Origin of the sequence: Shewanella sp., assembly GCF_013214165.1 — a bacterium.
Lineage (GTDB): Bacteria > Pseudomonadota > Gammaproteobacteria > Enterobacterales > Shewanellaceae > Shewanella.
This window is the reverse complement of record NZ_JABSSM010000008.1, coordinates 26,826-41,565: the sequence shown is the minus strand read 5'-3', so window position 1 is coordinate 41,565 and position 14,740 is coordinate 26,826. Positions and strand designations below refer to the sequence as shown.

Sequence of the window (14,740 nt, the reverse complement as noted above, 5' to 3'; positions counted from 1 at the left end):
CACCTAGCACCTAGCACCTAGCACCTAGCACCTAGCACCTAGCACCTAGTTTAATCCCAGTAGCCCGAGAAAGAAGGCATATTCCTGTGCCGTGTCTTGATAGCGACGATAACGGCCACTCTTGCCCCCATGGCCAGCTTCCATATCAATATGAAACAGCAGCTTATTATCGTCTGTCTTATAGTCTCTCAACTTGGCCACCCATTTCGCAGGCTCAAAATATTGCACCTGAGAATCATGTAATCCCGTGGTCACCAAGAGATGGGGATAGGCCTGCCTGGTCAATTGATCATAGGGTGAATAACTCAACATATAATCGAAATAGGCCTTGTCATTGGGATTGCCCCACTCATCATATTCATTGGTGGTTAGTGGGATGGTCTCATCGAGCATGGTCGTGACAATATCCACGAAAGGCACATGGGCCGCCACGGCAAAATACAGTTCCGGCGCCTGATTGATCACCCCGCCCATCAATAAACCACCGGCACTGCCACCAGCGGCGACTACCTTGTTGTTATCGCCATATCCCTGGGCGACTAACGCCTTAGTGACATCGACAAAATCATCGAAGCTGTGTTGCTTATTCAACATGCGACCCGAGTCATACCATGGGCGACCCAGCATCTCTCCGCCTCTAACATGGGCGATGGCGTATACCACGCCACGATCTAACAGGCTTATCACCGAGCTGTCGAAATCCGGTTCGATCGTATGACCATAGGCGCCATAGCCATATTGATACAGGGGATTAGTGCCATCTTTAGCGAACTTGTCTTTGCGGTACACTAGCGTGACCGGCACCTTAGCGCCGTCTCGCGCCGTAATAAACAGTCGCTCGGCTTGGTAACGTTCGCTATCGAAGTCTCCCAGCACCTTCTCCTGCTTCAGCAAACGTCTAGTCATGGGCTGGGTTAAATCATATTCATAAACAGACTCAGGCGTAGTCGGGCTAGAGTAATAAATGCGCAGCTGGTCACTCAGCTGACTGGCATTAATATCCAGCCCCACCACATAAGCTGGATCGTTAAACACCAACTGATAAGATGCTTGCTCACCGAAGGGGCGCACTTCTATGCGGCTGACACCTCGAGTGCGGGTCTGCACGATCAGATAATCTTTTAATAGCAGGATATCTTCGATACGCGTATCTGCTGCTGCGGCTATCACTTGTTGCCACTGGCTCTTATCTGAAATCTGGCTTTCATTGGCCTTCATCAGCCTGAAATTTTCGGCCTGCCAATTGGTTAAGATGTAATACTCGTCACCTAACTTAGATACCGAGTATTCATGGCCCTCTTCTCTGGGTAATAATGGCGTAAACGGAGTTAACGGAGTTAACGGCTTATCAGCATCGAGCACAGAGACCTCACTGGTGATGGTGCTCTCATGCAACAGTACAATACGGGTTTCATCTAGGCTTTTTCCCAGTGAAATATAATAGGTATCGTCTCGCTCTTCGTATACCAGCACATCTTGAGACTGCGGCGTGCCGAGTCGATGACGAAACACTTGATTACCCAGTAAGGTCTGCGGATCTTTCTTGATGTAAAACACATGCAGATTGTCGTTGGCCCACACGGCACTACCATCAGTGCCATCCAGGACATCATCGAGCAAGGCGCCACTGTCAATGTCTTTGAAATATATCTTGTACATGCGCCTGCTGAGCGTATCTTCGCCAAACGCCAACTTAGACTCGTCATGACTGATGGACACGCCACCTAAACCATAGAAATCGTGGCCACTGGCACGCACATTCACATCGAGTAAAACCTGTTCATGATGATGTAATTGAGACGCCACCTGAGCCCCTGCTGACGCTGTCGATACCGGCCTAGTCTGAGTCTCGGTATCGCCACGACTGCGAACCATTATTGGATACTCGAATCCCAGTTGATAACGCCTCGAATACCAATGGCTATGCCACTGGTAAGGCACACTGGATTCATCTTTATCCAGTCGACCGATCAATTCATCGAACAGGATCTGCTGCAGCGGCTCATAGGCAGAAAATTGGGCGGTCTTGTAGCTATTTTCTGCCTCTAAATGCGCCAGTATTTGAGGATCTTTTCTCGCGTCATCCCTGAGCCAATAATAGTCATCGACTCGCTTCACTCCATGGAGATCCAGCTCAAATGGCACTTTCTTGGCTACCGGAGGAAGAAGATTATCGGCTTGTTTCATAGTTGTTTCTCTCGAGGTGATTGATGACTCATTTGGCACTTTCGCAATAAGATTCTAAAGAGGATACCGCCTCAGGTAAAGGGCAAGCCCCTATTCCTTGCTCTTGTCATTTGCTTAAAACCAGTGCACCATACTGGCGCTCGGCAGCTAAATCTTACTGGTATAGGACTAGATTACTCAGGCCTGACACCTAAGATGATGTACGAGTAAATTCTCAGGGCGGGGTGTAACTCCCCACCGGCGGTGATCGTACTTGATTCGATTTAATCATCTCACTCAAGTCTTAAGCCCGCGAGCGCCCAAGCCAGCTTATATTAATCAATATGAGCAGCCTGGGGTCAGCAGATCTGGTGCCTTTTACCTTAGGTAAAACATTCCAGAGCCGACGGTAATGAACTTTCTACTCACAGCCTTAAGCTTAAGTAGCGAGTCTGAGTCCGGATGAGAGAGAATGTAAAGATGCAACGAGAAGCCCACAGACATACCTTCTGAGGTATCTGTCACTGTGCTTACTCGCTTCAGCTTAAGCACCCCATTGCTTGTCAATGTCGGTGTCATTTTCTGCACGCCCTGATTCTGGAAAACCCAATGTTGTTTATTAAGGATTTAACCCATGAATCAGTCACTACTATCCCCTTTCGGCACAGCGATTGAGCGCGTCGAAGTCGCACTAGAAGCACTTAAACAAGGCCGAGGCGTTCTCGTCGTCGATGATGAAGACAGAGAAAACGAAGGCGATCTGATCTATTCGGCAGAAATGCTAACCAATGAACAGATGGCACTGCTTATTCGTGAAGGCAGCGGCATAGTCTGCCTATGTTTAACCGACGAGCGGGTCAAGCATCTGCAGTTGCCGCCTATGGTCGAAGACAACTCCAGCCAATACGGTACCGCCTTCACGGTCAGTATCGAGGCTAAAGTAGGCGTCACCACAGGTGTTTCAGCCGCAGATCGCGTCACTACCATCAAGGCAGCCACTGCCGATAACGCAGTCGCGGGTGATTTAGCACGCCCTGGACATGTCTATCCACTACGTGCTCAGCCTGGGGGAGTCATGACCCGTCGTGGCCATACCGAAGGCACCATAGATCTGATGCAATTGGCAGGATTAAAGCCCGCCGGTGTACTGTGTGAAATAACCAACCCAGATGGCACCATGGCGAGACTGCCTGAGATCATTCAATTTGGCGCGAAGCACGACCTGCCAGTACTCACCATCGAAGATATTGTTGAATTTCGCCATGCGCTGATGGCTAAGGCGAGCTAGATTCAACTCAGCATCATTGGTTTAGCTATGTAGGACATTAACTAAAATCCCTTTAGTGAACAAATTAACCTTATAAAATATAAGGTTAATTTACCTTCTACATATTTTCACCGGACAAAACCGCTCATTAAAAACCTTTATCCAATATATAAATAATCATAACCCCAACAAAAATAGTATGTTATTCGAAATTTTGACACTAACATTTTATTTTGTGACCTAGATTAGAATTTGATGAAATATGCGTGACAGTCCTTCTTGGCTATGATATCTATTCTTATCTATTTTGGAATCAACAGATTTCAGCGGCGCTCATACTAGAGACCAATGCTGAAAATTTTGCATGGAGCAGACACATGCCATCGGTATTAAACAGGCTAAGCCTGAAACAAAAACTCATCTTGTTTGCCTCAATACCTATGCTACTACTCACCCTATTTGGCTCGATAGGCATGTTACACCTGCTTGACCAATATCGGGAGGCTCAAAGAAATACACTCTCCATCGAAGTCAGTCGTGAAGTCAGTCAACTCATCTTCGAATTACAGAGAGAGAGAGGCCTTTCTGCAGGTTACGTCAGTAGCCATGGAGCTAAGTATCTAACGGATTTAAAGCTGCAAAGGGAGCGGACCGACACTCAGCGGCATAAATTACTCCAGAGACCTGCTCTGCAAGCTTTTGTACAAACTCTGAAAACCGATCACAGCCAGAATCAAACATTGAGAGCAAATCTTCGAGTCATCAAGATTAGTGATAATAAGATGGCCAGTGTACGTTTAGGGGTTGATCAACAGCAAGAGAATAAGGCATTTCAGTTTTACTCAGAATACAACCACCAGCTTTTAGTACTCGTGTCTCAATTACATATACATACAGAGAATGCCCAGCAGGCTAAAGGATATGAGGATCTGCTCAACGTGCTCGCCATTCAGGAGATGGCAGCAGAAGAGCGCGGCTTGATGAACGGCATGCTATCGGCTCCATATCTGGATTCTAAAGCCTTTGTCATGATCAAGAGTATCGAACATCAGCAGGCTCAAGCCATCACCCAAGCCCTGTTAACAGCCAACACCCCAGACAGACGACAGATCAGAGAGATTCTGGCCAGCGAGTCCTACCAACAAGTCCTTCGAGTCAGAACCCAGTTAGAATCCCAGATCCATATTGCCGAACAGGCCTATAAGATCAGTAGACTATTAGGCTACGGCGGCTTGATACATAACTTTAAAAATTACCTGTTAAGGGGAGAGCAAAAGTACTTAACCCGTTTTAATCGCAATATTAACCAGCTTAAATTTAAACTCACCGAGTTAAAAAAACTAGACGGTCTGTCACCGGTAAAGCTAGCAGCCATCATTAGCATAGATGAAACCATCGACAAGTATCATCATCAGATAGATAAGCTGCAGCGACTCAAGCTACAAGGTTTAAGCATCGAGGAACAAGACAGCCTAGTGCGCGTATCCACTAAGCTTATGACCGAATCACTGGCGAGTCTCCAGTATCAAGCCCCCGAGATCGACAGCAAGCTTTGGTGGGAAATTGCCAACGCCCCCATAGGTAAGCTCCACATACTCGGTAAGGAGCTGACAGATAAGATTGCCAAACTCGGTGATCAACAACAAACAGCCTCCCTCACCTACTTAGCGCTAGGGATAGTCGCGGCCCTGATAAACTTGATCTTACTCTTTATCATAGGTCGAAGCATGATCAGCAACCTCGTCGATAGCATCTCATTAATTGCTAAGGAGATGCAGAAGATGACCCTGGACCCTAGCCTAGAACTTAAGGTCCCAGTGAGAGGCAAGGATGAAATAGCCCAACTGTCCCATTCGCTAAACTTGATGCTAGAAGAGAGATTCAAGGCCAATCGGCAACTCAACTTGGCCGCCGCCGTATTCGAGTACTCCTCCGAGGGAATCGTGGTAACAGATGCAAACAACCATATCGAACTGGTTAATCCTGCCTTTACTCAGATAACCGGTTATAGCCTACAAGATGTCAAAGGCAAGATTCCATCGGTGTTAAATTCGAAGCAGCAAACCCAGAATTTCTATGACGAGATGTGGCAGTCGCTACAAACTGAGGGGAAATGGCAAGGTGAAATTTGGAACAAACGCAAGAATGGACAAGTCTATCCGGAATATTTAGCCCTCTCTGTGGTGAAGGATGATGCGGGACAGATCATTCAACATATCGGACTCTTCCTCGATATCAGTAATCGTAAAAAGTACGAACAAGATATCTGGTATAAAACCCATTATGATCTGCTCACCAAGCTGCCTAATCGCTCTCTATACACGATTAAAGTACAGCAAGAGATGATAACGGCCCAAGAGAATAATCGACAAATGGCCTTGTTATTTATCGATCTCAACCGTTTCAAATATATCAATGATATCTACGGCCATACGATCGGTAACGAGCTATTGACACAAGTGGCTTCCAGACTCAAATCTCTGTTGAGTAAGCATGATTTTGTAGCACGTCTCGGTGGCGATGAGTTCATCATCATCTTGCCGCGGATCCGAGATCAGCATCAGGTTCAGACAGTCGTCGACAAGGTAAACGCTCGCCTTTCCTCCCCGTTTGAAGTCGATGGCGATGAGTTGCTGATCTCCGCCAGTATCGGCATCAGCCTGTTTCCAGAAAATGGTAGCAGTGAAGAGTTACTGACACGCAATGCCGAAACTGCCATGTATCAAGCAAAAAATGAGGGCCGCAATAACTATCGTTATTACTCGTCTGAGATGAATGAGCATATGCTCGAACGCATTCAACTCGAACAAGGCCTCAGACAAGCCGTCATTCGACAAGAGTTCTGCTTGCACTATCAGCCCATAGTGAATCTGGACGACCGTACAATCACAGGGGTCGAGGCGCTCATTCGTTGGCAAGACCCCAAATCCGGCATGATCCCTCCTGATATGTTTATCCCTATCGCCGAAGAAACCGGATTGATAGAACCTATAGGAGAATGGGTATTACAGCAGGCATTAACCGATCTTGCCCATTGGCACAGATTAGGATTCAAGATAAGTATGGCGATAAATGTGTCTGGCAGACAGCTGCTCGGCCAGAATAAAACCAGTTTTACCTGTCTCCTCAAAGCCCTGCTAGAGAAATACAATATCCAGCCCAAATATCTGCATATAGAGATAACCGAGTCAATGATGATGGATGATACCGAACAGTGCATGGCGGCACTGGAGTCTCTCCACTCCCTCGGCCTGGATATCTATATCGATGACTTCGGCACTGGCTACTCCTCCCTCAGCTACCTGAAACGATTCCCCATTGCCGTCATTAAGATAGACAAAAGTTTTGTCGACAACATGTTGGAGAGAGAGTCTGATGCCAAGTTGATCAAGGCCATTGTGATGATGGGACAGAGTCTGGAACTCAAGTTAGTCGCCGAGGGGATAGAAACTCATGCTCAATGGCAGATGTTACAAGATTTGGGTTGTGATTTCGGCCAGGGTTATCTCTTCTCCCGTCCGTTACCGGCGCAAGAACTAGAATCATTTCTCCATCAGCAGGTCCAATCAAGCATTGCTTCGTGATCCTGAAACAATAAAGGAGCCATTCAGGCTCCTTTATTGTCGCTAAAAAAAGCGTTAAACCGCAGGACCTGTCATCACGCTAGTCGACTCTTGGACGGCCATCTGGGCGAGATCTTTATCGACAAAGAACAGCGCCTTGCCATCTTCTCCCACTAGACGGATCTTATCGACGATAGATTTAAACAACTTCTCCTCTTCATGCTGCTCGGACACATACCACTGTAGGAAGTTGAACGTCGAATAATCTTGATTAGTAAATGCGGCATGGGCCAATGCATTGATTTTAGATGTGATCATCTGCTCATGCTCGTAGGTGTATTCGAACAAGGCCAACAGCGAAGTAAAATCAGACTGAGGTGCGTCTATCGACCCTAACAGAGGCATGCCACCGGTTTCACTCACATAAGTAAATAGACGATGCATATGCTGCATCTCCTCATCGGCATGAACACGCATAAACTTAGCCGCCCCTTCGAAGCCTTTATCGTCACACCAGGCACTCATCTGCAGGTATAAATTAGAAGAGAAAAACTCGACATTTATCTGAGCGTTCAGTTGATCAATCATTGTTTGTGCCAGCATTTTATTCCTCACGACGCATATCTGGTTGGCTATCTTATATAGCGAAGCATTATGGTAAAAAAAATAAAAAACTGCAATCAAATTTACTTAAACCATTGTTTATTAAATAATAATAGTTATCATTAAGAGCCGTATTACAATCTATTCACCTGTAAACCTGTAACACTTAGTAACCAAATCGAACAGACATGTTAACATCAACCCCCTAGTATCATGGACGATAAGAACACGACCACCACTGGAGAAGAGTCACTCTCAGTCACTCTCAGCGTGGCAGGAAAAACAATGAATCTGACTCGAATAAGCACCCAAAACCCGGCAGGAACCTTAGTATCCCTGCTATTGATAGCGATCTTCGGCATGCTCGCCATCGCTAAACTACCCATACAACTCTTGCCCGATATTCAGCGCCCACAGATATCTGTGTATAACAACTGGCGCTCGGCATCACCTTAGATACCCTATCCCGTGCCGCCGATATCTCGGGAGGCACGGCCAATGTGAGTACTCGATGCGACCATCATAGTGCAGGAAAATATCGTCAGGCTGTTGCAAAAAGGCGAGGCCCTGACAGATGCAATTATACTGCGCTCAACGGCGAGCTGACCGCTAGCGATACCGTGGTGATCCGGGGCGCGGAGACATTACAAGATGGACAGCTGGTGAAGCAACAGGCGATCCCCGGAACTAAAGTGGCTACGGCAAGTTGAAGTCAGTTCCTAGAAATCTAGGAACTATGAACTTATCTCGATGCCTAATCTTTCCTTTCACTATCTCAATGCCACATTATGAAAACACAGATGAAAAACTGACGTCGAGATCATAGTCTTCTGATATCAGCGTGGCATAATGTGCGTTCACTTTCGCTTTTACTAATGTCGCGTATATTTACGTGAGATTATAAATTTCTTATTAAGGTAGCCAGATGCCCACTAAAGCCGATCCATGCTCTCAACCTAGCCTCATGCATCCAGATAAAGCGATTGCACTACTACTAGAACAAGTCAATCCACTAGAAGACTCAGAAGTCGTGCAGCTTTCTCAAGGGCTAGGACGAGTATTGGCCGAAGACTTAGTATCCTGCATAGACCTGCCCCCCTTCAATAACTCGTCCATGGATGGTTATGCCTTTCGCTTCGAAGATCTTGCCAACAATGCGAGCCTAAATTTAATTGGGCAGTCCTTCGCAGGCCATCCATTCGAGGGCGAAGCGAAACCTAATACCTGCATTCGCATCATGACGGGGGCACCTCTGCCCGATGGCTACGATACCGTGCAGATGCATGAGAAGGTCGAAGCGAAGCAAGCGGCTATCTTTATCGAGTCCCCTAAAGCCATAGGAGCCAACGTGCGCTATCGTGGCGAAGAGGTTAAGACAGGAGGCAAGGTATTAGTCAGCGGCACTCAGATTGGCGCCGCCGAACTCGGCGTGCTAGCCACCATAGGCATCAGCCAAATACGTGTGACACGCCAGGTAAGAGTCGCCTTCTTCTCTACCGGAGATGAGCTTAGACCCGTAGGAACCGAGTTGGCCCCAGGCCAGATCTATGACTCGAACCGATACAGCATTCGTGGCCTGCTCAGTCGAGCCAACGTCGAGTGGATCGATATGGGCGTGGTTAAAGACGATCCCGAAGCGATACGTGCAGCATTCAGAAATGCCGCAGCCAATGCAGATATGGTGCTCACCTCGGGCGGAGTGTCAGTGGGAGATGCCGACTACACTAAACAAGTACTCGATGAAGTGGGTGAAATCACGTTTTGGAAGCTGGCCATCAAACCCGGTAAGCCCTTCGCCTTCGGTAAGCTAGATAACGCCATCTTCTGTGGCCTGCCAGGTAATCCGGTATCCTCCATGGTGACCTTTTACAAGCTAGTATGGCCTCTACTCATCAAGATGCAGGGACTTCCCCAGGTCAAGCCACTACAGCTAAAGGCCACATTGAAGGGAGATCTGCGTAAATATCCGGGACGTGTAGAATATCAGCGCGGCATCTTAAGCCAAGATGATAAGGGTGAATTCGAAGTCACGTTAACTGGGGGCCAAGGCTCTGGCATGCTCACCTCGATGAGCTTAGCGAACTGTTTCGTCATACTTAGCCAAGAGCAAGGCGATACCTCTGACGGTACGCTCGTTACGGTTGAGCCTTTCAATTCAGTCCTTTGCTAAATTAAGCGATTGCTAGCAGTTAGCTTAAGCGATTATATCGCTAGCCGATTACTGGCCGATTGCTAGCCGATTGCTAGCCAAGGCAAGCATCAGGAAAACAGATATGAGTTCGACACCCAATAACGATGAGATCTTGTCTGACAGTGAGATGCTCAGATACAGTCGCCAGATCTCGATCAAGGCGATGGATTTCGAAGGCCAGGAGCAGCTAAAACTCGCTAAGGTGCTGATTATCGGTGCCGGAGGCCTGGGCTGCGCCGCCAGCCAATATCTGGCGGTAGCTGGTGTGGGTCACATGACTTTAGTCGATTTCGATACCGTCGAGTTATCCAACCTGCAGAGGCAAGTGCTACATCAAGACAAGAATATAGGTCAAGCTAAGGTCGAGTCAGCCCGAGAAACCCTGAGTGGACTCAACCCTCATATTCAGATAGATGTCATCGATGCAGTGCTGGACGATGCCGAGATAGATAAGCTAGTTGCTCAACATGGCTTGGTATTGGACTGCACAGATAACGTGGCGGTACGTGAGCAACTCAATCGCAGCTGCTTCAGGCATAAGATCCCCCTCGTTTCCGCCGCCGCGATTCGCATGGAAGGCACTGTGACTGTGTTCGATTATCAGGATGAGCATCCCTGCTATCACTGCTTTAGCAAGCTCTTCGGTGAGCAACATCTCACCTGTGTCGAATCAGGCATACTCGCGCCTGTCGTCGGCATGATAGGTTGCCTACAGGCAGTCGAGGCCATCAAGGTGCTCACTAATATGGGTAAGCCTCTGTTAGGACGCATCTTAATGATAGATGCCATGACCATGGAGTTCCGCGAGATGAAACTGAGTAAACAGGCAAACTGTGAAGTCTGCGGCTAAACACCTGCATACTTCTAGAATCTAGAATCTAGAATCTAGAATCTAGATTCTAGATTCGAACTAACACAGAATGAAGCGCGAGATTTCATTCAAAGCCCTGTGATCCAGCTGAGCGATGATAATGGATTGACTCGTACTTACAGCCTAGCTAGCCAGATGGCTGCTATATTTATACCTTCCTTATGATGTCCCACCCTATCCTTGTCGATTAACTCACTCGAATAAAAAGGACCATCAGAGCAGATGTCGAGATTACCAAGAGATCCCTCCTATGAGCTGGCTTGTGATATCAGCGATAACTGGGGTTTAGATGATTGGCGCCCCATCCTAGATACCATCTGTATCAGGCATGGCATAAAGGCTATCCATATGAGGCAGAACTTCGAAGGCACTAACCCTGTCTTCGAGTTGACTCAAGCTTCGAGTGCCGGAGACTTAGATAAGGCTAATAAGTCCTTTATCGTTAAACTTTTAGCTCCTAACTTTCATCTACAGTATCAGAGCGAATACCTGAGCCTCAAGTTACTCAACCACCACAGATTGGGGGTCAAGGTACCTAAGCTATTCTACTTCGGGGATGTCGACAACTGGCCCTATCTGGTGATAGAGAAGCTAGATGGCGTCATGCTCTCATCTGTACTCACAGAGCTTACTGTCGAAGAGCGATGCGATATCGCACTGGAACTGGGTCAGTTCAGTAAACAGTTACACCGACTCCCCGAGAAACACATCGAAGGCTTAAGGCTAGATTGGCCTGACTTTATCCGTTCACAAACCGATAAATGCCATGAGAAGCGTAAGCGACAAGGCCTGCCTGAGCCTCTGCTTGAGCAGTTAAATGCCTACCTTGCCAGGCATACCGATAAATTGCTTCCCTACATTAATCAATCAGATGCACACCTGATACATACAGATCTGCATCCGGGTAACTTACTGGTGAAGAAGCAAGAAGGGCGGTATCGATTCACCGGGATCATAGATTTTGGCGATGCCCTGGCCTGCCCCGATCCTGTATTTGAATTTACCTCACCGGCATTACTGCTCGCCCTAGGTGAGCCCAGAATATTCCACGCCTATCTCGATGGCTATGGTTATCAAGGCAAACGAGATAGCGGCTTACAGCAACACATGATGATGCTCAGCCTGCTAAGACACACGGGCGACATGAACTACTTGCTACAACATGTTCCAGATTGTAGCGACGAGAAAAACTGGCAGGCACTGGAAGCTAAGTTTTTCCCGCTTTAATACAGATAAACTCCCTCAAACGAGGGAGTTTGGTAAGCTTAAACGATGAAGCTTAGGTAACCCTGCAAGATGATCGCATTCACGATATCGATAAAGAAGGCACCAACAATTGGCACCACCATAAAGGCTTGAGGTGATGGACCCGTTCTGGTCACTAGCGCTCCCATAGCTTAAGATTCATCAGTGCCATAGCCAAAAACAGTGACAGAGAGACAAGTTGAATCAGCCTCGGCTACACGCTCACGTTCGGCTTTGGATATATATTTCGGCTTATTGCTTGAGTGCGATCTAGCATTGGCCTTTTTCGCTTTTTTCTTGAAATTTAAGGTTATCTTTTTTGTCCGGTTCATCTTTTTACAACCTAGCCTATTATCGATGACATGATTATACCCAAAAACCAGTTTAAACCAACAACACCGCCCTCGAAGAAAGCGTTTACAAAACCACTACACCTACACGTTTAAGTCAACATTATCAGAGATGTAAATCACAACTCTCATCTTTTTCGATTAATAATCCGCACACGGATAGACAGCAAGAAAGTAAGCCCCTACACTAGCCGGCAATACAAATCATTATCATTTACATTAGATTTACACTTAGCGTCTAATAATAAAATCCTTCGCTGAAATAGTGTTATCTAGTTTTTTACCGGGATGACTAAGCATGAAGTTTACAACATCATTGATAGCGCTATCTATTGCCAGCGCAATAACACCTAATCTTGTGACGGCAGACGAAGCCGATATTGAAGTCATCACAGTGACGTCCAGTCGCATGGGCAAGCCTGTCAGTGCGCTCCCCAATACTGTGACTATCATTGACCGAGAGCAGTTGGAGCAACAGTTCAGAACCACTAAAGATCTGTCGACAATCATAGGTAACCTGGCACCTAGCTTCTCGCCCAGCCGTCAGAAGATGAGTAATACCGGCGAGACCCTCAGGGGCCGTACACCACTTATCATGATAGATGGGGTGCCTCAATCCAACCCCCTACGCAGTGGCGGTCGCTCGGGGCAAACTATCGATCCGGCCATGATCGAACGGATCGAGATTATTCACGGTGCCAACGCCATGCATGGCATGGGCGCACAGGGCGGGATCATCAACTACATCACCAAGAAGCCATCTGGCGATAGCCAACATCAGGTCAGCTTCGATGTGACAGTGCCAAACAACTTGGCATCCGATGGCGTCAGCTTCGGCACTAGCTACTCCTTCTCCGGCGAGTCAGACCGGATGGATATGATTGGCTCGGTCAGTTACCGCAACAATGGCGTCTATTATGATGCGAACGATCAGATGGTCGGCATCGACACCACCCAAGGCGAGTCCATGGACAGCCAGAGTGCCGACTTCTTCATCAAACTAGGTTATGACTTCGATCAGTCCCGTCTGGAGTTGATGGTCAACCACTACAACATGGAAAATAACGGCAATTATATGGCCGTTGATGGTGATAAAGAGAATGACATTCCTACTGGGGCTATCAAGCAAGATCAGCCTTGGGAAGCGGCCAACAACCAAGTCACTACCACTAGCCTGACCTATACCCATGAAGATATTGGCGGCCAACAGCTGCACCTGCAATTTTTTAATCAAAACTTCGAAGCCGTCTATGGCGGTGGCTGTTGGTCTGACTTCTACGATCCAGGCATGGAGGGCAGCGATCAGGTCACCGTCTGTGATTCCGGCGATAATGGTGAGTCTCTCTATTATGAGCAGTCGCGTAACAAGTCGATGAAATGGGGCATGAAGGCGTCGATGATCGCCAACAACGTCGCCGACTCAGGCATTAACCTGGCCTACGGCATCGATATATTCAGGGATACCACAGAGCAGGATATGGTGGTCAGCGGTATCTCTTGGGTGCCTGAGAGTATCTATGACAATATCGCCCCCTATGTGCAACTCGATTATGATCCTATCGACAACCTGACTCTATCCGGCGGAGTGCGTTATGAATATGCCAAGCTCAAGGTCGATGACTATAAGACCATGTACGGCTATGGCGACAAGGAGATCCAGGGGGGGACGCTTGATTTCAATGAGACCTTAGTTAACCTAGGCCTCTCATACAAGATCATCCCATCGGTTCGACTCTATACCAGTTTCAGCCAGGGCTTCGGCATGCCGGATATCGGCCGCGTCCTGCGTGACGGCGATAGCTTCCAGGGCGAAAACCCGAGTATCGAAGACACACTGGCCCTCACACCCATAGTCACAGACAACCTGGAGTTTGGCGCCGATTATCAGGGGGAATACTTCAGCGCTAAGATCGCCTTTTACCGCTCATCCACCGATTATGGATCCCGTATGGTAGAGAAGGAAGATGGCAGTGGCGCATTCGTGGTTAAGCGCGAGAAGAGTGTTATCGAAGGCATAGAATCTAACATCACCGCCTATATAGGTGACAATGATGATGTCGGCGTAAATATCGCCATTCAAGATGGCGAATATGATTCAAACGGCGATCACAGTGTCGATACCGATCTAGACGGCGCGAATATCTCGCCCAATCGTATCAACCTGTTCTGGACTCACAACTTCGACAACGATATCTCGACTCGGGTTCAAGCGAACTTCTTCATGGATAAAGATTTCAAGGATGCCAACGATGAGATCTATTCGAGCTTCGATGGCTACACCACAGTCGATGCATCTGTTGCGATCCCTGTGTACAACGGCAGCCTAAGCATAGGCATTCAAAACCTATTTAATGAAGATTACTACACTTACTATTCTCAGACAGTAGGCAAGGACAACCGTTACTTTAAGGGCATGGGCCGCACAGCCACAATCGGTTTCACCATGCCATTCTAGGCCCTAGGCAATGATCAATAAAAACGCAG

The 14,740-nt window shown here is 47.5% G+C and carries 11 protein-coding genes, 1 pseudogene and 1 riboswitch; of the genes and pseudogenes, 8 read left to right on the top strand and 4 right to left on the bottom strand.

What is annotated here, in order from left to right:
- Window positions 1-45 precede the first annotated feature (45 nt).
- Window positions 46-2,187, bottom strand: coding sequence for a S9 family peptidase (locus HRU42_RS03905; RefSeq protein ID WP_295029033.1), 2,142 nt, complete (start codon window positions 2,185-2,187; stop codon window positions 46-48).
- A gap of 206 nt (window positions 2,188-2,393) precedes the next feature.
- Window positions 2,394-2,644, top strand: a riboswitch (FMN riboswitch).
- 156 nt (window positions 2,645-2,800) lie between these two features.
- On the opposite strand from HRU42_RS03905, the gene ribB reads away from it, so the two are divergent.
- Both ribB and HRU42_RS03895 read left to right on the top strand, forming a co-directional pair.
- Window positions 2,801-3,454, top strand: coding sequence for a 3,4-dihydroxy-2-butanone-4-phosphate synthase (gene ribB, locus HRU42_RS03900; RefSeq protein WP_295029032.1), 654 nt, complete (start codon window positions 2,801-2,803; stop codon window positions 3,452-3,454).
- A 356-nt stretch (window positions 3,455-3,810) separates the two neighbouring features.
- A complete protein-coding gene (locus HRU42_RS03895) occupies window positions 3,811-7,017 on the top strand; it encodes an EAL domain-containing protein (RefSeq protein ID WP_295029031.1) in 3,207 nt (1,068 codons plus the stop codon).
- Between the two features lie 54 nt (window positions 7,018-7,071).
- Here HRU42_RS03895 and ftnA read toward each other — a convergent pair whose 3' ends face one another.
- Window positions 7,072-7,599: a non-heme ferritin gene (gene ftnA / locus HRU42_RS03890; protein ID WP_295029030.1), complete on the bottom strand. Its 528-nt coding sequence runs from the start codon at window positions 7,597-7,599 to the stop codon at window positions 7,072-7,074.
- A 285-nt stretch (window positions 7,600-7,884) separates the two neighbouring features.
- On the opposite strand from ftnA, the gene HRU42_RS03885 reads away from it, so the two are divergent.
- The 5 genes from HRU42_RS03885 (at window position 7,885) to HRU42_RS03865 (ending at window position 11,888) form a co-directional block, all read left to right on the top strand.
- Complete coding sequence (locus HRU42_RS03885) at window positions 7,885-8,055, top strand: efflux RND transporter permease subunit (protein ID WP_295029029.1); 171 nt, start codon at window positions 7,885-7,887, stop codon at window positions 8,053-8,055.
- Between the two features lie 44 nt (window positions 8,056-8,099).
- Window positions 8,100-8,309 (top strand): hypothetical protein, encoded by a 210-nt coding sequence (locus HRU42_RS03880; protein ID WP_295029028.1) that lies wholly within the window; start codon window positions 8,100-8,102, stop codon window positions 8,307-8,309.
- A gap of 215 nt (window positions 8,310-8,524) precedes the next feature.
- On the top strand, window positions 8,525-9,769 hold the full coding sequence (gene moeA / locus HRU42_RS03875; RefSeq protein WP_295029027.1) for a molybdopterin molybdotransferase MoeA: 1,245 nt from the start codon (window positions 8,525-8,527) through the stop codon (window positions 9,767-9,769).
- A gap of 103 nt (window positions 9,770-9,872) precedes the next feature.
- Window positions 9,873-10,640 carry a molybdopterin-synthase adenylyltransferase MoeB gene (moeB, locus tag HRU42_RS03870; RefSeq protein ID WP_295029026.1) on the top strand — a complete coding sequence of 256 codons (768 nt, stop codon included), beginning with the start codon at window positions 9,873-9,875 and terminating at the stop codon, window positions 10,638-10,640.
- A 243-nt stretch (window positions 10,641-10,883) separates the two neighbouring features.
- The gene (locus HRU42_RS03865; RefSeq protein WP_295029025.1) at window positions 10,884-11,888 is read left to right on the top strand and encodes a phosphotransferase family protein; all 1,005 of its coding nucleotides are present in this window, start codon (window positions 10,884-10,886) and stop codon (window positions 11,886-11,888) included.
- Window positions 11,889-11,926: 38 nt separating this feature from the next.
- Here HRU42_RS03865 and HRU42_RS03860 read toward each other — a convergent pair.
- Window positions 11,927-12,055 (bottom strand): annotated as a pseudogene (locus HRU42_RS03860) (sodium/glutamate symporter); the annotation flags it as partial.
- Window positions 12,056-12,058: 3 nt separating this feature from the next.
- Complete coding sequence (locus HRU42_RS03855) at window positions 12,059-12,238, bottom strand: DUF2986 domain-containing protein (protein WP_295029024.1); 180 nt, start codon at window positions 12,236-12,238, stop codon at window positions 12,059-12,061.
- A 316-nt stretch (window positions 12,239-12,554) separates the two neighbouring features.
- Here HRU42_RS03855 and HRU42_RS03850 point away from each other — a divergent pair, with 316 nt between their 5' ends.
- Complete coding sequence (locus tag HRU42_RS03850) at window positions 12,555-14,711, top strand: TonB-dependent receptor (RefSeq protein ID WP_295029023.1); 2,157 nt, start codon at window positions 12,555-12,557, stop codon at window positions 14,709-14,711.
- Window positions 14,712-14,740: the final 29 nt, after the last annotated feature.